The organism is Ectothiorhodospira mobilis (assembly GCF_900114895.1).
Classification (GTDB): domain Bacteria; phylum Pseudomonadota; class Gammaproteobacteria; order Ectothiorhodospirales; family Ectothiorhodospiraceae; genus Ectothiorhodospira; species Ectothiorhodospira mobilis_A.
In genome coordinates this window covers 58390-79941 of the sequence record NZ_FOUO01000003.1, presented here as the reverse complement: position 1 = coordinate 79941, position 21552 = coordinate 58390, and the positions used below count along the sequence as shown (strand labels likewise).

Annotated in this window: 16 protein-coding genes and 7 tRNA genes; 3 read left to right on the top strand and 20 right to left on the bottom strand. The window is 67.9% G+C overall.

What is annotated here, in order from left to right:
• Positions 1–79: 79 nt before the first annotated feature.
• On the top strand, positions 80–1231 hold the full coding sequence (locus BM214_RS03255) for a LysM peptidoglycan-binding domain-containing protein (RefSeq protein WP_244887824.1): 1152 nt from the start codon (positions 80–82) through the stop codon (positions 1229–1231).
• A gap of 103 nt (positions 1232–1334) precedes the next feature.
• A complete protein-coding gene (locus BM214_RS03250) occupies positions 1335–2138 on the top strand; it encodes a Stp1/IreP family PP2C-type Ser/Thr phosphatase (protein ID WP_090483905.1) in 804 nt (267 codons plus the stop codon).
• 9 nt (positions 2139–2147) lie between these two features.
• On the opposite strand, the gene BM214_RS03245 is transcribed toward BM214_RS03250, so the two are convergent.
• The 4 genes from BM214_RS03245 to BM214_RS03230 are packed head-to-tail and all read right to left on the bottom strand — an operon-like array spanning position 2148 to position 8205.
• Positions 2148–3815, bottom strand: coding sequence for an ABC transporter ATP-binding protein (locus tag BM214_RS03245; RefSeq protein ID WP_244887833.1), 1668 nt, complete (start codon positions 3813–3815; stop codon positions 2148–2150).
• A 6-nt stretch (positions 3816–3821) separates the two neighbouring features.
• Positions 3822–5021: an ABC transporter permease gene (locus BM214_RS03240; RefSeq protein ID WP_090483777.1), complete on the bottom strand. Its 1200-nt coding sequence runs from the start codon at positions 5019–5021 to the stop codon at positions 3822–3824.
• Positions 5014–6393: an ABC transporter permease gene (locus BM214_RS03235; protein ID WP_090483776.1), complete on the bottom strand. Its 1380-nt coding sequence runs from the start codon at positions 6391–6393 to the stop codon at positions 5014–5016. Before BM214_RS03235 ends, BM214_RS03240 begins: the two co-directional genes overlap by 8 nt.
• A 3-nt stretch (positions 6394–6396) precedes the next feature.
• Positions 6397–8205: a peptide-binding protein gene (locus BM214_RS03230; RefSeq protein ID WP_425319153.1), complete on the bottom strand. Its 1809-nt coding sequence runs from the start codon at positions 8203–8205 to the stop codon at positions 6397–6399.
• Between the two features lie 247 nt (positions 8206–8452).
• On the opposite strand from BM214_RS03230, the gene BM214_RS03225 reads away from it, so the two are divergent.
• Positions 8453–9241 (top strand): enoyl-ACP reductase FabI, encoded by a 789-nt coding sequence (locus BM214_RS03225; RefSeq protein WP_090483774.1) that lies wholly within the window; start codon positions 8453–8455, stop codon positions 9239–9241.
• 68 nt (positions 9242–9309) lie between these two features.
• Here BM214_RS03225 and BM214_RS03220 read toward each other — a convergent pair whose 3' ends face one another.
• From BM214_RS03220 to ilvC, 16 genes are all read right to left on the bottom strand, one after another.
• The gene (locus BM214_RS03220) at positions 9310–11205 is read right to left on the bottom strand and encodes a SurA N-terminal domain-containing protein (RefSeq protein WP_090483773.1); all 1896 of its coding nucleotides are present in this window, start codon (positions 11203–11205) and stop codon (positions 9310–9312) included.
• A gap of 156 nt (positions 11206–11361) precedes the next feature.
• Positions 11362–11438: transfer RNA gene (locus BM214_RS03215), tRNA-Asp, on the bottom strand.
• Between the two features lie 17 nt (positions 11439–11455).
• A tRNA-Val gene (locus BM214_RS03210) sits at positions 11456–11531 on the bottom strand.
• Positions 11532–11544: 13 nt separating this feature from the next.
• Positions 11545–11817, bottom strand: coding sequence for an HU family DNA-binding protein (locus BM214_RS03205; protein ID WP_090483772.1), 273 nt, complete (start codon positions 11815–11817; stop codon positions 11545–11547).
• A gap of 297 nt (positions 11818–12114) precedes the next feature.
• Positions 12115–14556, bottom strand: coding sequence for an endopeptidase La (lon, locus tag BM214_RS03200; RefSeq protein ID WP_090483771.1), 2442 nt, complete (start codon positions 14554–14556; stop codon positions 12115–12117).
• Positions 14557–14786: 230 nt separating this feature from the next.
• Positions 14787–16064 (bottom strand): ATP-dependent Clp protease ATP-binding subunit ClpX, encoded by a 1278-nt coding sequence (gene clpX / locus BM214_RS03195; protein ID WP_090483770.1) that lies wholly within the window; start codon positions 16062–16064, stop codon positions 14787–14789.
• Positions 16065–16145: 81 nt separating this feature from the next.
• Positions 16146–16793 carry an ATP-dependent Clp endopeptidase proteolytic subunit ClpP gene (gene clpP, locus BM214_RS03190; RefSeq protein ID WP_090483769.1) on the bottom strand — a complete coding sequence of 216 codons (648 nt, stop codon included), beginning with the start codon at positions 16791–16793 and terminating at the stop codon, positions 16146–16148.
• Positions 16790–18097, bottom strand: a complete 1308-nt coding sequence (tig, locus tag BM214_RS03185) for a trigger factor (RefSeq protein WP_090483768.1) — start codon at positions 18095–18097, stop codon at positions 16790–16792. The genes clpP and tig overlap by 4 nt, the downstream gene beginning before the upstream one ends.
• A gap of 113 nt (positions 18098–18210) precedes the next feature.
• Positions 18211–18295: transfer RNA gene (locus BM214_RS03180), tRNA-Leu, on the bottom strand.
• Between the two features lie 164 nt (positions 18296–18459).
• Positions 18460–18535 (bottom strand) — tRNA-Lys (locus BM214_RS03175).
• Between the two features lie 33 nt (positions 18536–18568).
• Positions 18569–18644: transfer RNA gene (locus BM214_RS03170), tRNA-His, on the bottom strand.
• A gap of 37 nt (positions 18645–18681) precedes the next feature.
• Positions 18682–18758 (bottom strand) — tRNA-Arg (locus BM214_RS03165).
• 27 nt (positions 18759–18785) lie between these two features.
• Positions 18786–18862 (bottom strand) — tRNA-Pro (locus tag BM214_RS03160).
• Between the two features lie 50 nt (positions 18863–18912).
• Positions 18913–19710 (bottom strand): CDP-diacylglycerol--serine O-phosphatidyltransferase, encoded by a 798-nt coding sequence (gene pssA, locus BM214_RS03155; RefSeq protein WP_090483767.1) that lies wholly within the window; start codon positions 19708–19710, stop codon positions 18913–18915.
• Positions 19707–20336, bottom strand: a complete 630-nt coding sequence (locus tag BM214_RS03150) for a phosphatidylserine decarboxylase (protein ID WP_090483766.1) — start codon at positions 20334–20336, stop codon at positions 19707–19709. The genes pssA and BM214_RS03150 overlap by 4 nt, the downstream gene beginning before the upstream one ends.
• 132 nt (positions 20337–20468) lie before the next feature.
• Positions 20469–21485: a ketol-acid reductoisomerase gene (gene ilvC / locus BM214_RS03145; protein WP_090483765.1), complete on the bottom strand. Its 1017-nt coding sequence runs from the start codon at positions 21483–21485 to the stop codon at positions 20469–20471.
• Positions 21486–21552 lie beyond the last annotated feature (67 nt).

Genomic DNA, 21552 nt, shown 5'->3' with positions numbered 1-21552 from the left:
CCTGTCCGCTCCGTCACCCCGCCCGAAAGAGGTGCAAGCGGCGGCGCCCCGGGACCTGTGGGAGCGGATGCGGCGGAACATGGACCTGCCGCGGGAGGAAGAGCGGTCCCGGGTGAGCCGGTACATCCAATGGTACGGTGGACACCCCACCCACCTCAGACGGGTCCTGGTCCGGGCGGAACCCTTCCTGTATCCCATCCTCGAGGAGATCGAGCGCCGCCACCTGCCCGCGGAGTTGCTGCTGCTGCCGGTGGTGGAGAGCGGCTACCGCACCCAGGTCCAGTCCCACGACCATGCCGCCGGGATCTGGCAGTTCATCCCCTCCACGGGGGCCCATTTCGGCCTGGAGCAGAACTGGTGGTATGACGGACGCCGGGACGTCCATGCCGCCACGATGGCGGCCCTCACCTACCTGGAACAGCTGCACCGGCGCTTCGACGGGGACTGGTTCCTCACCCTGGCCGCCTATAACGCTGGCCAGGGCACCGTGGCCCGGGCCATCCGCCAAAACCGTGCACTCGGCCGGCCCACCGACTACTGGCACCTGGACCTGCCCCGGGAGACGGAGCACTACGTGCCGCGCCTGCTGGCCCTTGCCGCCCTGTTGGCCGACCCAAAGACCCACGGGCTTTCGCTGCCGCCGGTCCCCGACCGTCCCCAGGTCACCCTGGTGCGCACCGGGGGACAGATCGAACTGGCGGTGGCGGCGCGACTGGCGGGGATCGATGTGGAGACCCTGCGGGCCCTGAACCCCGGCCTGGACCGCTGGGCGACCCCGCCCGAAGGACCGCATCACCTGCTGGTGCCAGCAGACCGGGCCCCGGCCCTGCGGGCCGGGCTGGCGGAACTGGACCCGGGAGAGCGCGTCACCTGGCGCCGCCACCGGGTGCGCCGCGGGGAATATCTGGGGGGCATCGCCGCCCGTTACGATCTCCCGGTGGAGGCCCTGCGGCGGGTCAACGGCATCCGGGGGGACCTGATCCGGGCCGGGGAACACCTGCTCATCCCCGGTGGGGGCGATGCGAAGGCCCCGGACCGGCTGCGGGCGGACCGGGGCGACGAAGACCGCATCGTGCGCCACGACGTCCGCCCCGGTGACACCCTCTGGGCCCTGTCCCGCCGCTACGGGGTCAGCGTACGGGACCTGACCCGCTGGAACGATCTGGACAAGGAGGAGACCCTCCGCCCGGGACAGACCCTGATCATCCGCCCCGGTTCCGAGGCCGCCTGAGCCCCGTTTCACGCCGCAGTCGGGCCCTTTGATCCGTTCCCCGTGGTGTCCCCCTGCCGCCGGGGCTATGCTGATGGGCGTCCACCGCTATGCGTCCGTCCCCATGCCCCTGCACCCCCCCAGGCTCCTGACCGCCACCGGCACCGATCCGGGCCGCATCCGCCGGCGCAACGAGGACCACATCGGAGAGAACAGGGACCTGGGATTGCTGGTGCTGGCGGATGGCATGGGCGGACATGCCGGCGGGGAGGTGGCCAGCCGCATGGCCGTGGAGACCATGCTGCAGACCCTGAAGGAGACCCTCCCGCCCACAGGCAAGGATCGCAACGGCACCCTGGAGGCCCTGCACGGGGCGGTGATCCGGACCAACCGGGGCATCCACGAGGGGGCAGGCCGGGACGCCGCCTGCGCCGGCATGGGCACGACCCTGGCCGCGGCCCTGTTTCGCAAGGGGCGGGTCTTCCTTGCCCACGTGGGCGACTCCCGCATCTACCGCTTCCGGAACGATCGCCTGCAACGGCTCACCACGGACCACACCTTGGTTCAGGAACTGGTGGACCGGGGCCTGTGCCCCCCCGAACAGGCCCGCACCGCCGCCGGGCGCAACCTGCTCACCCGCGCCCTGGGGATCGAACCCCGGGTGGAGGTGGACACCCGCGAGGAGCGGCTGCAGCCGGGGGATCTGTTCCTGCTGTGCTCCGACGGCCTCAGCGACATGGTGGACGATACCGCCCTTGAGGCCCTGATCCGTCGCCACCGGGACGACCCGGACCGCCTCCCCGCCCGGCTCATCGCCCGCGCCAACGACTGCGGCGGACGGGACAACATCTCCGTGATGATCGCCGCGGTGCCCGCACAACGGGCCTGGTATCACCGACTCCTATCTGGAGCTCGCCGCCAGCCCTGAACCGCACCCTCAGGCGCGGACGAGGGGTCCGCCGCCGATGCGCGGCACCGCCTCCAGCAGTTGCACGGTATAGGGATGGCGGGGCGTGCGGCACACCGCCTGCACCGGCCCCTGCTCCACCACCTTGCCGTCCTGCATCACCGCCATTACATCCCCCAGGTACTCCACCACGCCGATGTCGTGGGTGATGAACAGCAGCGTCAGTCCCCGGGCCCGGGTCAACTCCAAAAGGATGCCCAGGACCTCGGCCTGTACCGACACATCCAGGGCGCTGGTCACCTCATCGCAGACGATGAACTCCGGATCCAGCACCAGGGCGCGGGCGATGCCGATGCGCTGGCGCTGGCCGCCGGAGAACTCGTGGGGGTAGCGCCACAGGGTCTCCTCCGGCAGCTGCACCTGGGCCAGGACCTGGGCGGCCCGGGCCAGGCGCGCCTCCCGGTCCGCGCCGATGCCGTGCACCGCCATGGGCTCGGTCAGGGCGGCGGCAACGGTCAGGCGCGGGTTCAGGGACGAGGCCGGATCCTGAAAGATGATCTGCATGCGCCGCCGGAAGGGGCGCAGAGCGGACGCGGGCAGCCGGCCGATGGCATGGCCATCGAACAGGATCTCCCCGCCGGTGGGGGCCACCAGGCGCAGGATGGCCCGCCCCAGGGTGGTCTTGCCGCAGCCCGATTCCCCCACCAGGGCCATGATCCGGCCCCGGGGGATCTCCAGGTCCACGCCGTCCACGGCGCGCACCTGGTCCACCACCCGGCGCATGAGCCCCTTGCGCACCGGATAGTGCACCTGCAGCCCCTGCAGTTGCAGCAGCGGCGCCTCCTCCGCCCCGGACGTCCGGGGCGGCGCTGCCGGCCGGTGGCGCACCAGGTTTTCCGGCAGGGCGTCGATGAGCTGACGGGTGTAGGGATGCTCCGGCCGCGCCAGGACCCGGGCCACCGGACCCTCCTCCACCAGCCGCCCCTGGCGCATCACCCCCAGGCGGTGGCCCATCTGCGCCACCACGCCGAAATCGTGGCTGATGAAGAGCATGGCCATGCCGTTGCGGGCCTGCAGGTCCCGCATCAGTTGCAGGATCTGGGCCTGCACCGTCACGTCCAGGGCGGTGCTGGGCTCGTCGGCGATGAGCAGGTCCGGCTCGCAGACCATGGCCATGGCGATCATCACCCGCTGGCGCTGGCCTCCGGAGAGGCGGTGGGGGTATTCCCGGGCCCGCTGCGCCGGCTGCGGGATCCCCACCTGGGCCAGGGCCGCCAGCGTCCGCTCCCAGGCCTCGGCCGCGTCCAGATCCGGGCGATGGACCCGCAGCACCTCCCGGATCTGTTCCCCCACGGGGAACACCGGGTTCAGGGAGGTCATGGGCTCCTGGAAGATCATGCCCATGCACGATCCCCGCAGGCGGCGCCGGTCCGCCTCCGGCAGGGTGAGCAGGTCCACCATCCCCTCCCCTGGCCCGCCCTGGCGGCAGCGAAGGCGCACCCGTCCCCCCGGATGGCGGGCGACCCCGGGGGGCAGGAGCTGGATCACGGAGAGGGCGGTGACCGACTTGCCGCTGCCGGACTCCCCCACCAGGCAGTAGGTCTCCCCCCGGTCGATGGCGAAGCTCACCCCCTCCACCGCGCGCACCACGCGGTCGCCGCTGGCCAGGTGGGTGTGCAGGTCCTCCACTTGCAGCAGCACGGCTCAGGCCTTCCTGTCCAGGTAGGGGTCCAGGGCATCCCGCAGCGATTCCCCCACCAGGTTGTAGGCGAACACCGTGAGGAAGATGGCACCCCCCGGAAACAGGGCCATCCACCAGTTGAAGGTGGAGGACTGCACCGCCTGGTTGAGCATCTGTCCCCAGGAGGGATCGTCCACCAGCCCCAGGCCCAGGAAGCTCAGCGTGGCCTCCGCCAGGATGGCCGAGGCCACGCCGAAGCTGGCGGCCACGAGGATGGGGGCGACGCCGTTGGGGAGCATGTGACGAAAGAGGATGGAGCGCAGGGGCAGACCACAGGCCACCGCCGCCTGCACATAGTCCTGCTGGCGCAGCTTGAGGAACTCCGCGCGCACGTAGCGTGCATACCCCGACCAGGAGGTGAGCCCGATGATGACCATCATCATGTAGAGGTTGCGACCGAAGAAGGCCACGAAGGTGAGCAGCAGGAACAGGGTGGGGATGGCCTCGAAGATCTCCACGATACGCATCCCGATCATGTCCACCACCCCCGAGAAATACCCCATGAGCCCCCCCACCACCACACCGATGGCCAGGGCGATGCCGGTGGCGACAAAACCGATGCCCAGGGCGATGCGCGTGGCGTGGATCATGCGCGAGAGGACATCGGCCCCGTTCTCATCCGTGCCCAGCCAGTGGGGATGGGCCGGATCCGCCAGGGGCGGCTGCAGGCCCGTGTCCCCCCGGTCCCGCAGGTAATCCTTGGGGGAGTACGGCACCGGGGCGCGGAGCACCCAGTCATAGGCCCCCCGGGCCTCGGCCTCCCGGTACTGGGCATGGATCACCAGATCCGGGGGCGACAGGAACAGCGCGCCGCCCCCGCCCCCCAAAAGCAATGCCGCCAGGACCACCGCCAGGCGCCTGCTCCAGGGCTGCCGTGCGAAGGCCACGACCACCGCCGCAGCAAACCCCGCCAGCAGGGCCAGATCCGCGGCCCCCAGGTGGGCCAGCGCGGGGCTGGAGAGCCGTCCCTCCTGCACCAGCAGCAGCGGATGGCTGGAGGCGAGGAAGGGGGCGAAGACGCCCACCAGCACCAGCAGGCCGATCCAGGCCAGCCCCACGCGGGCCCCCCAGCGGGCCAGGACCTCCCGCGCCACCTGGGCGGCGTAGCCGCGACGGGCCGAGGGCGGGGTCGGGATCCGGCCGCTGGATGCAGGCTCAGTCATAGTTCACCCTCGGGTCCGCGATGGCATAGCCGAGATCCGCCAGCAGATACCCCGCCAGGGTCAGTAGACCGCTGATCAGGGTCACCGACAGCACCAGTTCCCGGTCCCGGGTCTGCACCGCCTCCACCGCCAGCTTGCCCATGCCGTCGATGGAGAAGATGCTCTCGACGATGACCGATCCGGCCAGGAGGCTGGGCAGCAGGGTGGCGGAGACGGTGATCAGGGGCAGCAGGGAGTTGCGCAGGACGTGATGCCAGAGGATATCGTGCTCCTCCACCCCCTTGGCCCGGGCGGTGCGGGCATAGTCCGAGAGCAGGTTCTCCAGAACCGAGGAGCGGGTGAGCTTGGCCAGAAAGGCGAAGCCGCCGTAGGCCAGGCAGATCACCGGCAGGATCAGGTGCCAGATGCGGTCCAGCAGGAACCCCGGCACGAAGCCGTCCCCGGCAAGGATCAGGGCCAGCCCCATGCCCATCCCCGCGCCCAGCCCCCCCAGGAGCCACACCCGCAGGACCGGCCCGGCCACGGCGGCGGTCAGGGCCAGTCCGCCGCCGAACAGCCCCCCCAGGAACAGGTGCAAACCTGGCCCCACCCCGGCCTGCTGTGCCGCCATGAGGCCGCCCAGGAGCATGCCGAGAAGTCCCGCCGCGCCGGCCCGTATCCGCCGCGGCGCGTACAGGGCCAGGGCCACCAGGGCCGCCGTGGACAACCCGCTCAGGGCCAGGAGCAGCAGCGGGTCCGTCATCCGTTCCCAGTGGGGCATGAAGGGCATGGCCGCCGCCTCCAGGGTGCTCAACCCCCCCGTGGGGAACCACTGCCAGTACTGCTCCGAGGCCAGCAGGCCGATCATCAGCACCCCCGCGAGCATGGTGGGGACCGACCACAACCCCAAAAGGACGATGCCCGAGGCGGTGTCGAAGCGGCCGCCCCGGGCGGTGGCGGCACGCACCCCCACGGCGATGGCCACGCCATAGATGAGGGGGATGGAGAGGAGGTTCAGCAGCAGGGTGACCGGCAGGCGCTCGGCGATGAGGTCCGCCACCGGGCGGCCGTAGCGGAAGCTGGTGCCCAGGTCCGAGCCCTTCCAGAGGGAAAACCCCGAAAGACCCCCGTCCCCGGCCACGGTGAATCCCACCGGGGAGACGTTGTTGAGCCAGCGCAGGTACTGCACCGGTAACGGCCGGTCCAGGCCGTACATGCGGTTGTAGTAGTCCTCCATGGCCTGCTTCGCCTGGGGTTCCAGATTCAGCCCCTCCACCAGGGACTGGGCGCTGATCCCCCCGGGGGCGGAGGCCATGATGGCGAACACCACCACGGTGATCCCCAGCAGGGTGGGCACCATGAGCAGCAGACGCCGGAGCAGATAGGTGAACATGGGTCAGCGGGTATAGCGCTGGCGGTCCGCGGGGACGAAGACCTCCATGGGGACCACCCCCAGGTTCAGCCCCAGGCGGGTCTTTTCCAGGTTGGCGATGCGATCGTCCACGAACACCAGGCTCTGATTGCGCAACAGGAAGGTGTAGGGCTGGTCCCGGTGCAGAATCCGCTCCACCTGGTGCCAGAGGCGCATGCGCTGGGCCTCGTCGATGGTGGCGCGGGCGCGCTCGATGCGCCGGTCCAGCTCCGGGTTCTCGTAGCCGATGAAGTTGTCCCCGCCGGACACGGTCTGGCTGGAGTGGAACATCTGGTAGACGTCCGTCTCCACGCCCCCGGTCCAGCCCAGGGTGATGGCATCGAAATCCTTGCGGTTGAGGCGGTCCAGCATCACGGACCACTCGCTGGGCCGGGGATTCAGGATGATCCCGGCACGGGCGTACAGGTCCCGCAGGAAGAGCACGATGCGCCGCGTATCCTGGTTGCCCTGGAAGAAGATCAGGTCGAATTCGAAGGACCGCCCCTCGGGGTCCTCCAGCACGCCGTCCCCGTCCCGGTCCTCGAATCCCGCCTCCGCCAACAGGGTTCTGGCGCGCTCCGGGTCGTAGGGATAGGGCTCAAGATCCGGGTCGTGCTGGGGGGATCTGGGATTGAAGGGACTGACCGCCGGTTCGGCGTAGCCCAGCATGATCTCGTCCACCAGCCGATCCAGATCGGTCAGGTGGCTCATGGCGCGGCGCACGCGGGCATCGGCAAAGGGGGTGGGCCCGCCGTTTCGGCGCTGGTTCCAGCCGATGTAGCTGTATCCCGCGGCGGGGCTCATGTACTCGAAATGGCGGGTGCGGTCGGTAAGGCCCTCGTCTTCCTGCAGTTGTCGGTACTCCCGGGGCCGGGCGGTGTAGACGTCCAGATCCCCGTTGCGGAAGGTGGTGAGCCGGGCGCTGTCGTTCTCGATCACCCGCCATACCAGACGCTCGAAGGGCGGGGGCACCGGGCCCCAGTAGCGGGGATTGCGCTCCAGGATCACCCGCCCCTGATCCGGACGCCAGCCCCGGGGATCGGGCATGCGATAGGGCCCGGAGCCCAGCAGGAGCCCCCGGGAACGGTTGAAGGCCTCGGGGTCCTCCAGGTAGGGGGCATAGAAATGCTCCGGCAGGATGGACATCCCCCCCGCCAGGGCCAGGCTGTTGAAATAGGGCTCGGCGAAGGTGAAGGCCACCCGATGCGGCCCCAGGGCCTCCACCCGCTCCACCTTTTCCAGATAGGCCCGCTGCCGCGGTGCGGCGATGGCCTCGGTCATGATGAAGCGGTAGGTGAAGGCCACGTCCTCGGCGGTGAGGGGCTCCCCGTCGGAGAACTTCAGGCCGCGGCGCAGTTCGAAGGTCAGGGTCAGGCCGTCCTCGCTGAAGGACCAGTCCCGGGCCAGCAGGCCCTGCCATTCCAGGGTATCCGGGTCCCGCACCAGCAGGGATTCCAGCACGTACTGCTGTACCTCACTGGCATAGGCATCGGTGGACACAAGGGGGGTGAGGGTGGAGGGCCCTGCCGGCAGGGCCCGCACCAGCCAGTCACCACGGGCATAGTCCGGCAGGGCCGCGGCCGCGGCGGCCCGCCGGAAGGCGGGCGGCACACGCTCCCCGTCCTCAGCATTTCCATCCACATCGTCCCCGGCACCGGCTACAGCCACACCCTCCCGCAGGCGGTCCTCCAGGCCCTGCACGGCGGCGCGGATGCGGCGCAGGTCCTCGGCCTGCTCCTCCATCACCTTTTGCATATCGCCCATGCGTTGCCACTGCCGGTCCACCTGGTACATCCCCAGGATCACCAGCAGGAGGATCAGCAGCAGCAGGGCCAGGCCGAGGAGGTGTCTGGTGCGTTCCCGTTGGTCCATGTGGGCATCGGCTTGCGGGGCGTGGATACCCAAGTCTCAGGGTTTCACCGCCGGCCCGCAAGGGGCCCGGTCCCCCGATCCCCAGGGCGGGGGGATCGTAGTATCATGCGGGGCTTCATCGGGGCAGCGTCCCGACATCCATGAACCATCAGAACACGGGAGAAACCGCATGGGCTTTATGACCGGCAAACGGGTGCTGATCGTCGGCCTCGCCAGCAACCGCTCCATCGCCTACGGCATCGCCAAGGCCATGGCGCGGGAGGGGGCGGAACTGGCGTTCACCTACCAGAACGAACGCCTCCGGGAGCGGGTCACCAAGCTGGCCGCCGAGTTCGGTTCCGAGATCGTCCTGCCCTGCGATGTGGAGAGCGATCAGCAGATCAGCGACGTCTTCACGCAGCTCCAGGGGCACTGGGACGGCCTGGACGGCCTGGTCCACTCCGTGGCCTTCGCCCCCAAGGAAGCCCTGGAGGGGGACTTCCTGGAGGGGATGAGCCGGGAGGCCTTCGCCAAGGCCCTGGATGTGAGCAGCTACAGCCTGGTGGCCCTGGCCAAGGCGGCCCGCCCCATGATGCAGGGCCGGGACGCGGCCATCCTCACCCTGTCCTACCTGGGGGCCGTGCGCGCCATGCCCAACTACAACCTCATGGGGGTGGCCAAGGCGGCCCTGGAGGCCAACGTGCGCTATCTGGCCTACAGCCTGGGGCCCGAGGGGATCCGGGCCAACGCCATCTCCGCCGGCCCCATCCGCACCCTGGCCGCCGCCGGCATCGGGGATTTCCGCAAGATGCTGGATCACGTGGAGCAGAACGCCCCCCTGCGCCGCAATGTCAGCATCGAACAGGTGGGCAACGCCGCCGCCTTCCTGTGCTCCGACCTGGCCTCGGGCATCACCGGAGAGATCACCTACGTGGATTCCGGTTACAGCACCGTAGGCCTGGGCTCCGCGCAAATCTGAACCCCCGGGGCCGCGCCGCGGCCCCCTCCCCTGCCCGCGCAAGGGGTACTCCGCCCCGTCTTGGACCCTTAGAGGCGGTCGCGGTGGATCTCGATATCCGCCTGGTCCTCCAAGTGGCGCAGGACCGCCTCGAACTCCGCCGCCCCGTAGAGGCTGCGCAGGTGTTCCCGGGCCCGGGTCCGCTGCTCCCCGTCCGGTTCCGGGGTCTTCACGGCATGCAGCCGCACCAGGGCATAATCCCCACCCTCCAGGGGCACCCCCGTGACCTCCCCTGCCCCGTCCAGGGCAAAGGCGGCCTCGCGTACCCGGGCGGGCACGGCATCACTGTCGCGCCGCAACTGCAGGCGTTCCACCGCCGCATCCGCCGGCAGGTCCGCCACGGCCTCATCCAGGGAATCCCCCGCGCGGACCGCTTGCAGGAGATCGCGGCCCGCCGCCTGGGCACCCTCCGCCGCCCGCTGGGTGCGGATACGCTCACGGATGCGATCCTCCACCGCCTCCAACGGCTGGGGACGGGACGGCTCGTGGCGGGCCACCCGCAGGACCATGGTACGGCCGTCGGGCAGTTCGATGAGATCGCTGTTCTGGCCCTCCTGCAGCACCTGGGGTGAGAAGGCGGCCTTGCGCACCGCCTCCAGGGCACCGATACCCTCCCCCTTTGCGCGGGTGATCCACTGGGAGCCTTGGATCTCCAGTCCCGTGGCCGCGGCGGCGGGCTCCAGGCTGCGGGGGTGCTCGAAGGCCTGGGTCATGAGCCGTTCATTCAACTCCATCAGGCGGGATTCGGCCCTGCGCGCCCGCAGGTCCGCCTCCAGGCGCTCGCGCACCTGTTCGAAGGGCTCGGTCTTTGGCGGGCGTACCGACTCCAGCTTCAGCAGGTGAAACCCCTCCGCGGTGCGCACGGGATGGCTCACCTCCCCGGGGGCCATGGTGAACAGCACCCCGTCCAGGGCATTGCCCAGATCCCCCCGCTGCAGCCAGCCCAGATCGCCCCCCTGGCCGGCGGTGAGGCGGTCATCGGAGACCTCCCGGGCCACCTTGTCGAAGGATTCCCCGTTCAGGACGCGGTCACGCGCCCCCCGGGCCGCTTCGCGGGCCGCCTGCACGGCATCCTCCCCGGCCCCCTCCGGCACGCGGATGAGGATCTGGGCGGCCCGGCGTTCCTCGGGGGTGGTGAAACGATCCCGCTGCATCTCGTACTGCCGGCGCAGCTCCGCCTCGGAGATCGAAAGGTCCTCCTCCAGGGCCGCCGGATCCAGCAGGACATAGTCCAGGCGCACCCGTTCGGGGGCCCGGAAGCGGTCCTGATGCTCGTTATAGTAGGCCTGAACTGCCTCTTCCCCGATCTCCTCCTTGGGCGGGGCCCAGGCCGAAGCAGGTAGATGCAGATGGTCCACCTCCCGCACCTGCAGGGCCAGATCCAGGTAGTGGTGCACCCGAGGGGCGGTGACCGGCGTGGTCCCGCGCACCCCCGACTCCAGCTGCTCCAGCACCAGTCCCCGGGCCAGATCCGCCTCGAAGGCCTGCGGGGTCAGGCGCTGGGCCTCCAGGATACGGGCGTAGCGCTCTGCATCGAAGGTGCCGTCCTGCTGGAACACGGGGATGCGGGCCAGCTCCCGGGCCACGGCCTGGGCGCTGGCCCGATAGCCGCGTTCGCGCGCCGTCTGGCGCAGGAGTTCCCGACGGATCAGGGTCTGCAGGGCCTGATCCCGAAGGGCGCCCTCATCCAGCACCCCTTCGGGCAGGCGGCCACCAAAGAGTTGGGCCAGGCGGTCCCGCTGCTGGCGTACCTCTCTCTGCAGGGCCTGCTGGGTCACGGGCTCGCCGTTCACCTCGGCCACCACCTGCCGCCCGCTGCCGCCGAAGTAGCTGTCCACCCCCCATAGCGCGAAGGGGATGGCGATCAGGAGGATGATCGTATAGGCGATCCAGCCGGTCGCCTTGTCGCGGATCTTCTGAAGCATGGAGAATCGGATTCATCGGCTGCGGGTGAGGCCGACCATGATACCCAAAACCGGCGCTGGATTCGCGGGGGCCGGATGCACCCCAAGGGGTGAGGGGGGGGGGCAGGAATGAAAAAGGCCCGCCCCTGAATCATCAGAGACGGGCCTTCTCAAAGATGGCGGAGCGGACGGGACTCGAACCCGCGACCCCCGGCGTGACAGGCCGGTATTCTAACCAACTGAACTACCGCTCCAGATTTGTACTGCACCTTGGTGGGTGCTGAGGGGTTCGAACCCCCGACATTCGCCTTGTAAGGGCGACGCTCTACCAACTGAGCTAAGCACCCCAACGAAAGGCCATTAGTTTACAGCATCTTTCAGCGCTTTACCAGCCTTGAAACTGGGAACTTTCGATGCCGGGATCTCGATGGTGTCGCCGGTGCGCGGATTGCGGCCACTGCGGGCATCCCGCTGCCGAACCAGGAAGGTGCCGAAACCGACGATGGTCACCTGATCGCCTTGGCGCAGTGTATCAGAAATGACATCGATGAGGGAATCCACGGCCCGGGCGGCCGCGGCCTTGGGCAGATCGGCGGAGCTGGCCACGGCGTCGATGAGTTCGGATTTATTCATTCAGGAGCACCTTTGGTTAGGCATGTACGGAGGCACGTCGCAGTCGTGTCGGCTTACGACGGATAAAATCAACCGGTGCGCCGGACAGGATCCGGCGACGTGCACACGGTATTCAGGGTGTTGGCTGTACGCCTGGGCAAGAAACGCGAACGTTATACCAAGGCGATTTCAAGGCTGTCAACAAGGCCCGGCGCGGCCCGGGGGCCCGTTCACGACGACCGGAAACCCGGCCGATGTGAGCGGCGCAGCATACACACCGGGGCCCACGGGCCCCGGTGATGGCCCCTTGCGGGGATTTCAGTGGTGCGGCACCCGCTTCTGGGACCCCTTGCGGCCCGCCTTGGGGGGGAGATCGGGCTTGTCCCCCTCGGGGCTCTCCACCACGCCCTTGGGTCGCTCCTTCAGGGCGATGGCCAGCACCTCATCGATCCAGCGCACACTGCGGATATCCAGCCGGCTCTTGATGTTCTTGGGGATCTCCACCAGGTCCTTCTCGTTCTCCTCGGGGATGAGGACCGTGGTGATCCCGCCCCGGTGGGCCGCCAGGAGCTTCTCCTTGAGCCCGCCGATGGGCAGGACCTCACCCCGCAGGGTGATCTCCCCGGTCATGGCCACATCGGAACGCACCGGGATGCCGGTGAGGGCCGAGACGATAGCGGTGCACATGCCGATGCCGGCGCTGGGACCGTCCTTGGGGGTGGCCCCTTCCGGTACGTGGATGTGGATATCCTTCTTCTCGTGGAAGTCCTCGTTGATCCCCAGGACCTGGCTGCGGCTGCGCACCACGGTCATGGCGGCCTGGATGGACTCCTGCATCACATCCCCCAGCTTGCCGGTCTGGATGCACTTGCCCTTGCCGGGGACAACCGCGGCCTCGATGGTGAGCAGTTCGCCCCCCACCTCGGTCCAGGCCAGGCCGGTGACCTGCCCCACCTGATCCCGTTCCTCGGCCACACCGTAGCGGTAGCGGCGCACCCCCAGATACTTGTCCAGGTTCTTCGGGGTGACCAGGGTCTTGCGGTCCGAGTCCTTGAGCAGGTGGTTCTTCACCACCTTGCGGCAGATCTGGGAGATCTCCCGTTCCAGGTTGCGCACCCCGGACTCCCGGGTGTAATAGCGGATGATGTCCCGGATGGCCGCCTCGCTGACCACCAGCTCGCCCTCCTTGAGGCCGTTGTTCTTTACCTGTTTGGGCAGGAGATAGCTCTGGGCGATGCTGGTCTTCTCGTCCTCGGTATAGCCCGGGATGCGGATCACCTCCATGCGGTCCAGCAGCGGTCCGGGGATGTTCAGGCTGTTGGCGGTGGCCACGAACATGGTGTCCGAGAGGTCGAATTCCACCTCCAGGTAGTGGTCCACGAAGGTGCTGTTCTGCTCCGGGTCCAGCACTTCCAGCAGGGCCGAGGCCGGATCCCCCCGGAAATCCATGGCCATCTTGTCGATCTCATCCAGCAAAAACAGCGGATTGCGCGTGCCCACCTTGGACAGGTTCTGCACGATCTTGCCCGGCAGGGCACCGATGTAGGTGCGCCGGTGGCCGCGGATCTCCGCCTCGTCCCGCACCCCGCCCAGGGACATGCGGGTGAACTTGCGGTTGGTGGCCCGGGCGATGGAGCGGCCCAGGGAGGTCTTGCCCACCCCCGGGGGGCCCACCAGGCAGAGGATAGGCCCCTTGAGCTTGCGCACCCGTTGCTGCACGGCCAGGTATTCCAGGATGCGCTCCTTCACCTTCTCCAGACCGTAGTGGTCCTCGTCCAGGACCCGCTGGGCCCCGGCGATGTCGTTGCGCACCTTGGAGCGCTTCTTCCAGGGCACGCTGGTGAGCCATTCCACGTAGTTGCGCACCACCGTGGCCTCGGCGGACATGGGGGACATCATCTTCAGCTTGTTCAGCTCCGCCTGGGCCTTCTGCTGCGCCTCCTTGGGCATGCCCGCCTTGTCGATGCGCTGCTGCAGCTCCTCGAACTCGTTGGGGACGTCCTCCAGGTCCCCCAGCTCCTTCTGGATGGCCTTCATCTGCTCATTGAGGTAGTACTCCCGCTGGCTCTTCTCCATCTGCTGCTTGACGCGGCCGCGGATGCGCTTCTCGATCTGCAGGATGTCGATCTCCCCCTCGATGAGGGACATCAGGTGCTCCAGACGCGCGCGTACGTCCTCGATCTCGAGGATCTTCTGCTTTTCCTCGATCTTCAGGGACATGTGGGCGGCAATGGTGTCCGCCAGGCGGGCGGGATCATCGATGCCCGCCAGGGAGGTGAGGATCTCCGGCGGGATCTTCTTGTTCAGCTTCACGTACTGGTCGAAGAGGTTGAGCACGGAACGGGTGAGGACCTCCATCTCCCGTTCATCCACACTGGTCTGCGGCCGGATGGGGCTGATCTCGGCGGAGAAATGGGATTCGGTGTCGCTGAGTTCCACCACCCGGGCGCGCTCCGCCCCCTCCACCAGGACCTTGATGGTGCCGTCGGGGAGCTTGAGCAGTTGCAGGATGGTGGACAGGGTCCCCACGCGGTGGATCTCCTGGGCGGAGGGTTCGTCCACCTCGGCGCTCTTCTGGGCCACCAGCAGGATCTGCTTGTTGGCGGCCATGGCCGTATCCAGGGCGCGGATGGATTTCTCCCGGCCGACGAACAGCGGGATCACCATGTGCGGGTAGACCACCACATCGCGCAGGGGCAGCACGGGCACCGTCTGCAGGGGCTCGTCGATCACTGCCTGGGTCTTGGGTTCGTTATCCATGGTGCTTGATCTCATGTCGATTCGGTGACGGATCCCCCGAGGGACCCCCGGTTCCGGGATTGGCACGCGCCAATATCTACATTCATGGGTATGTCATGGGCGAAATCAAGGACCCGGGACGCAAAAAGGCGCTCCGGGGGGCCGGTGGCCCGGGAATGCGGAGGGAAACACGGGGGAAGGGGCCCCCAGGAACGGGGGCCCGGGGCGGCCATCCGCCCCGGGGGTATGATTCAGTCGTCCGAGGCGGCCTTCTGATAGTCGGAGTTCTCGTAGATCAGGTAGGGTTTGGCATCCCCGAGGATGACCGCGTCGTCGATCACCACCTTGGAGACCCCCTCGGTGGAGGGGATGTCGTACATGCTGTCCAGGAGAACCTGTTCCAGGATGGTACGCAGCCCCCGGGCCCCGGTCTTGCGCTCCATGGCGCGACGGGCCACGGCCCGCAGGGCGTCCTCGCGGAACTCGATCTCCACCCCCTCCATGTCGAACAGCCGGTGATATTGCTTGATCAGGGCGTTCTTGGGTTCGGTGAGGATGCGGATCAGGGCGTCCTCGTCCAGTTCCTCCAGGGTGGCCACCAAGGGCAGACGACCGACAAACTCGGGGATGAGACCGAACTTGATCAGGTCCTCCGGTTCGACGCTGAACAGGACCTGGGAATCGGAGCGGGATTCGTCCTTGGCCTTGATCTCGGCCGAGAAGCCGATGCCCCCCTTCTCCGTGCGGTCGCGGATCACCTTCTCCAGCCCGGCGAAGGCCCCGCCCACGATGAACAGGATGTTCTTGGTGTCCACCTGCAGGAATTCCTGCTGGGGATGCTTGCGCCCCCCTTGGGGGGGTACCGAGGCCACCGTGCCCTCGATGAGCTTGAGCAGGGCCTGCTGCACCCCCTCACCGGAGACGTCCCGGGTGATGGAAGGGTTGTCCGACTTGCGGGAGATCTTGTCGATCTCGTCGATGTAGACGATGCCCGTCTGGGCCTTCTCCACGTCGTAGTCGCACTTTTGCAGCAGCTTCTGGATGATGTTCTCCACGTCCTCGCCCACATACCCCGCCTCGGTGAGGGTGGTGGCATCGGCGATGGTGAAGGGCACATTCAGCAGCCGGGCCAGGGTCTCCGCCAGCAGGGTCTTACCCGAACCGGTGGGCCCGATCAGGAGGATATTGCTCTTGGCCAGTTCCACATCATCCCGGCCCTGGCGCGCCTCCAGCCGTTTGTAATGGTTATACACGGCCACCGAGAGGATCTTCTTGGCCCGTTCCTGGCCGATGACGTATTCGTCCAGGATCTGGCGGATCTCATGGGGGGTCGGCAATTTGCTGCCGCTGGCCGCGGCCTGCTCCTGCATCTCCTCGCGGATGATGTCATTGCACAGCTCCACGCACTCGTCGCAGATGAACACCGACGGGCCCGCGATCAGCTTGCGCACCTCGTGCTGACTCTTGCCGCAGAACGAGCAGTAGAGCAGCTTGCCGCTGTCGGGCTCCTTACCTTTCTTGTCGCTCATCAGCCGACCTCGTGTAATACCGTTCGATGACACCTTGCCCCTTTTGGGGCACGGATGCAAGAAGCCGTCGGGGCCCTGCCCTCACTTGCCCTCGGCCGGGGCGCGGGTCTCCAGGACGCTGTCCACGATGCCGTAGTCACGGCTCTCGAAGGCCCCCAGGAAACGGTCCCGATCCGTGTCCTCGGCGATGCGTTCCACCGGCTGGCCGGTGTGCCGGGAGAGGATGTCATTCAGCTGGTCCCGGACCTTGAGGATCTCCCGGGCGTGGATGTCGATGTCCGTGGCCTGGCCCTGGAACCCCCCCAGGGGCTGGTGGATCATGACCCGGGAATGGGGCAGGCAGTAGCGCTTGCCCGCGGCCCCGCCGGCCAGGAGCACGGCCCCCATGCTGGCCGCCTGGCCGATGCACAGGGTGCTCACGTCCGGCTTGATGAACTGCATGGTGTCGTAGATGGCCAGGCCTGCCGTCACCACGCCGCCGGGGGAGTTGATGTACAGGCTGATGTCCTTATCCGGATTCTCCGACTCCAGGAACAGCATCTGGGCCACGATCACGTTGGCCATGTAGTCCTCCACGGGACCCACGGCGAAGATCACGCGCTCCTTGAGCAGGCGCGAGTAGATGTCGTAGGCCCGCTCGCCGCGGGCCGTCTGCTCCACCACCATGGGCACCAGGTTCAGGGCCTGGGTGTCCTGGGCGCCGCCGCTGATCAGTCTGCCTTGGTTCATGACGATTCATTCTCCGGGGACGGGTTCATGAGGGCATCGAAGCTCGTGGGTTCATCGTTCACCTGGCATTGCTCCAGGACCCAGTCCACCACCTGCTGCTCCAGGACCATGGCCTCCAGGGTCTCCATGGCCTGCTTGTTGCTGCGGTAGTAGCTGATCACCTGTTGGGGATCCTGATAGCTGGAGGCCATGGATTCCAGTTCCGCCTGCACCCGTTCCGGCTCCACCTGGATCTCCTGGCGGCGCACGATCTCGCGGATCACCAGCCCCAGGATCACCCGGCGCCGGGCCTCGTCGCGGTAGCCCTCGTCGGCGTCCTCCCCTTCCTGGGGGGCGCCGTAACGGCCCCGGGCCTGCTCCTTCAGGCGGTTGATCTCCTCCTTCACCAGGGACTCGGGCACCTCGATGGGGTTGCGCTCCAGGAGGGCGTCCATCACCTGGTCCTTGACACGGGCCTTCACCGCCTGGGTCATCTCCCGCTCCATGTTGCCGCGCACCTCCTGGCGCAGCTTCTCCACCCCGCCCTCTTCGATGCCAAAGGCACGGGCGAAGTCCTCGTCCACCTCGGGCAGGCGCCCCTCACGCACGTGCTTGACCCGGATGGAGAAGACCGCCTCGCGGCCCGCCAGGTTCCCGGCCGGGTAGTCCTCCGGGAAGGTCACCTGGATGGATTTCTCCTCACCCGGCTGCACGCCCGTGAGCTGTTCCTCGAAGCCCGGGATCATGCGCCCGGCCCCCAGCTCGATGGCCATGTCCTCGCCCTTGTTGCCGTCGAAGGGCTCGCCGTCGATGGTGCCCTCGAAGTCGAGGACCACCTGGTCGCCGTCGGCGGCAGGGCGCTCCACGTCATCCCATTCCCGGCGCTGACGGCGCAGGGATTCGATCACCCGATCCACATCGGCGTCGCTCACCTCCACCTGCGGCCGCTGGATGGCCACGCCGTTCATGTCGGCCGGCTCCACCTCGGGGAAGACCTCGAAGGTGGCCACGTATTCCAGGGCCTGGCCGGCCTCCATGGAACGGGGCTCGATCTCCGGCGCCCCGGCGGGGACGATCTTCTCCTGGGTCAGGGCCTCATGGTAGGAGGTCTGCAGCAGTTCGCTCACCACCTCCTGGTAGACCCCGTCGCCGTAGCGCTTCTTCACCACCTTGAAGGGCACCTTGCCGGGACGGAAACCGTCGATCCGCACCCGCTTGGTCAGCGACTGGAGGCGCCGATCCACTTCGTCCTGGACGCGCTCGGCGGGGACCTGCACCGTCATCCGGCGCTCCAGACTGCTCAGGGACTCCACTGATACTTGCATGGATTGCAAACCTCTTCGCCTCTGCTTCTCTTGAATCCTTGGGGGTGGGACCGCGGCAGCCGACCAAGCCGCACGGGGGTGTCATGCGGACGCGGCGGCCGATGGATGTTCGATGGTGCGAAAGGAGAGACTCGAACTCTCACGGGTTACCCCACTGGAACCTAAATCCAGCGCGTCTACCAGTTCCGCCACTTTCGCACAGGACGATCCGCTCCAATCGTGTGACATCAATTATACAAGGAGACCGGCGGCTTCATAACCCGCCGCGGGTCCGGGGGATGGATGCAAAAAGGGCCCGGCGTTGGCCGGGCCCTGGCAGTGGCCCCGGGCAACGGACCTGGCCGGTGCCCGGGGCGGGAAGTTGGTGGGCCGTGAAGGACTCGAACCTTCAACCAATGGATTAAGAGTCCACTGCTCTACCAATTGAGCTAACGGCCCTGAAACTGCAAAACCCCAAAGGGGTTCAGGAACTGGGGTGGCCGACGGGATTCGAACCCGCGACAACCGGAATCACAATCCGGGACTCTACCATCTGAGCTACGGCCACCATCGCCTTGCTGTCTTCGCTTCCGCCGCCCCGTGTATGGCGCGCCCGGCAGGACTCGAACCTGCAACCCTCGGCTTAGAAGGCCGATGCTCTATCCAGTTGAGCTACGGGCGCGGAGCCTTCACACCGCTTGCGGGCTGATGGTCGGGGTAGAGGGATTCGAACCCCCGACATCCTGCTCCCAAAGCAGGCGCGCTACCAGACTGCGCTATACCCCGGAGTCTCCCGAGCATCGCGTGCAGCCGGGGCGATGCGGAAGTTGGCTATCTTAGTCGCGATTCTCCGCGGCGTCAATGCGTGCGGCGGCCCGTTCCCGGCAGGCCCGCTCCGCCCGCAGCAGGCGCTTGCGGCGCCAGCGGTGCAACACCCACCCCGGACCGGACAGGGCGTAGAGCAAAAACCCCGTCCACAGCACCTTGGCCGGGTCCAGGGCCGTGAGCATGACGGCGAACACCATGGCCAGAAGGGCGAAGAAGGGCACCCGGTTGCGGAAATCCACATCCTTGAAACTGAAGTAGGTGACGTTGCTCACCATGGCCAGGCCCGCCAGCACCGCCAGCACGAAGGCCGGGATTGCCAGGACTTTGCCGGACACGCCCAGATCGCTCCAGACCCAGACCATACCCATGAGCACGGCCGCGGCGGAGGGGCTGGGCAGCCCCTGGAAGAAACGCTTGTCCGAGACCCCCGCCTTGATATTGAAGCGGGCCAGGCGCAGGGCCGTGGCGGCGATATAGAAGAAGGTGGCCACCCAGCCCAGTTGACCCAGACCGTTCAAGGCCCAGAGATAGAGCACCAGGGCCGGGGCCACGCCGAAGGAGACCATGTCGGCCATGGAATCGTACTCGGCGCCGAAGCGGGTCTGGGTATGGGTGAGCCGCGCGATGCGCCCGTCCATCCCATCCAGGACCATGGCCACGAAGACGGCGACCGCGGCCCGGGTGAAGTCGGCATCCATGGCGGCCAGGATGGCATAGCAGCCGGCGAACAGGGCCGCCGTGGTGAACAGGTTCGGCAGCAGGTAGATGCCGCGGGAGACGGAGGATCGACGGGGGAACCCGTTCACACCGGACCTCCGGGCTGTTTGTGCACCAGGGTGGCGAGCACCCCGCTGCCGGCCAGGACCCGGCTCCCCGGGGCCACCTCGGCCCGGGCCGAGGCGGGCAGATAGAGTTCCACCACCCGGCCGAAACCGAGAAAACCGCAGCGGCGGCCCTGCCCCAGACGGTCACCGGTGGTCACCGGGCAGCGCATGAGATGGGGCCAGTCGCGACAATTCACCGTCAGCACCACGTCATCCTGCTCGTCCGTGGTGAGCCAGAGCCCGAAGCGGCTGCCCTTCTCCATGCGATGGTGTGCTGCCGGCCGCCAATAGCGCTGCACCCTGCCCTCCACCGGGCTGTGCAGATTGAACTCGCCGCCACGCCCCTGGCGCAGGGTGATGCACAGGGCATCCCGGTCCAGGAACGGATCGCGGCACTCCCCCACCCGCTCCACCACGGCATCCACGGGACTGACCACCCCTAAGGGTCGGGGCGGGATCTCCCGGGGAAGGCTGCGGAAGAGGAACCCACCCCCCAGCAGCAGGAGCCAGCTGGGCAGGGCCCAGGGACCCAGTATCAGGTGGGCAACGGCCACCAGCACGGCCAGGGCGGCGAGGTAGGGACGTCCTTCTGGGGCGATGGGCAGCATGGAGGATCCGCGTGTTCAAGGCCGCCTATTCTCCACGATCCGGCCGGTGGAAACCAACCGGGGGAGGGCCCGTCCCCGGTCCCTCCCCCGCATGCCTGCCTGAAGACCCAGGCCCCGTACGGGGCTGCGGCCTCAGTTCCTGGACTTGTCGACGATCTTGTTGGCCTTGATCCAGGGCATCATGTCCCGCAGGCGCTGCCCCACCTGCTCCAGTTCATGGGCCTCCGCCAGGCGGCGGCTGGCCTTCAGGCGCGGGGCGCCGGCGGTGTTCTCCAGGATGAACTCGCGGGCGAACTCGCCGTTCTGGATCTCCTTGAGGATGCGGCGCATCTCCTCCTTGGTCTGCTCGGTCACCACCCGCGGGCCGCGGGTGACATCGCCGTACTCGGCCGTATTGGAGATGGAGTAGCGCATGTTGGCCACGCCCCCCTCGTACATCAGATCCACAATGAGCTTGAGCTCATGCAGGCACTCGAAGTAGGCCATCTCCGGCGGATAGCCCGCCTCCACCAGGGTCTCGAAGCCGGCCTGCACCAGGGCGGAGGTGCCGCCGCAGAGCACGGCCTGTTCGCCGAACAGGTCGGTCTCGGTCTCGTCCTTGAAGGTGGTCTCGATGACCCCGGCACGGCCGCCGCCGTTGGCGGAGGCATAGGACAGGGCCACCTCCCGGGCGCGGCCGGAGGCGTCCTGGTGCACGGCGATGAGGCTGGGGACCCCGCCCCCCTGGGTATAGGTGGAGCGCACCAGATGGCCGGGGCCCTTGGGGGCCACCATGATCACGTCCAGGTCGGCCCGGGGCTGAATCTGGCCGAAGTGGATGTTGAAGCCGTGGGCGAAGGCCAGGGCGCCGCCCTCCTTGAGGTTGGGTTCGATCTGTTCCGCGTAGAGGCGGGCCTGGTGCTCGTCCGGGGCCAGGACCATCACCAGATCGGCCCCCTTCACCGCCACCTCGATGTTCTTGACGTTCAGCCCGGCGTTCTCGGCCTTCTTGGCGGAGGCGGAGCCGGGCCGCAGCCCCACGGTCACGTCCACACCGGAGTCCTTGAGGTTGTTGGCGTGGGCATGGCCCTGGGAGCCGTAGCCGATGATGGCCACCTTCATCCCCTGGATGATGGAAAGATCGGCGTCTTTGTCGTAGTAGACCTGCATTGGTGAAATCCCCGGATGGATTGAAAAGAAAAGCCAGGAGGAAGCGGGGGCACGCGGCATCCCCGCT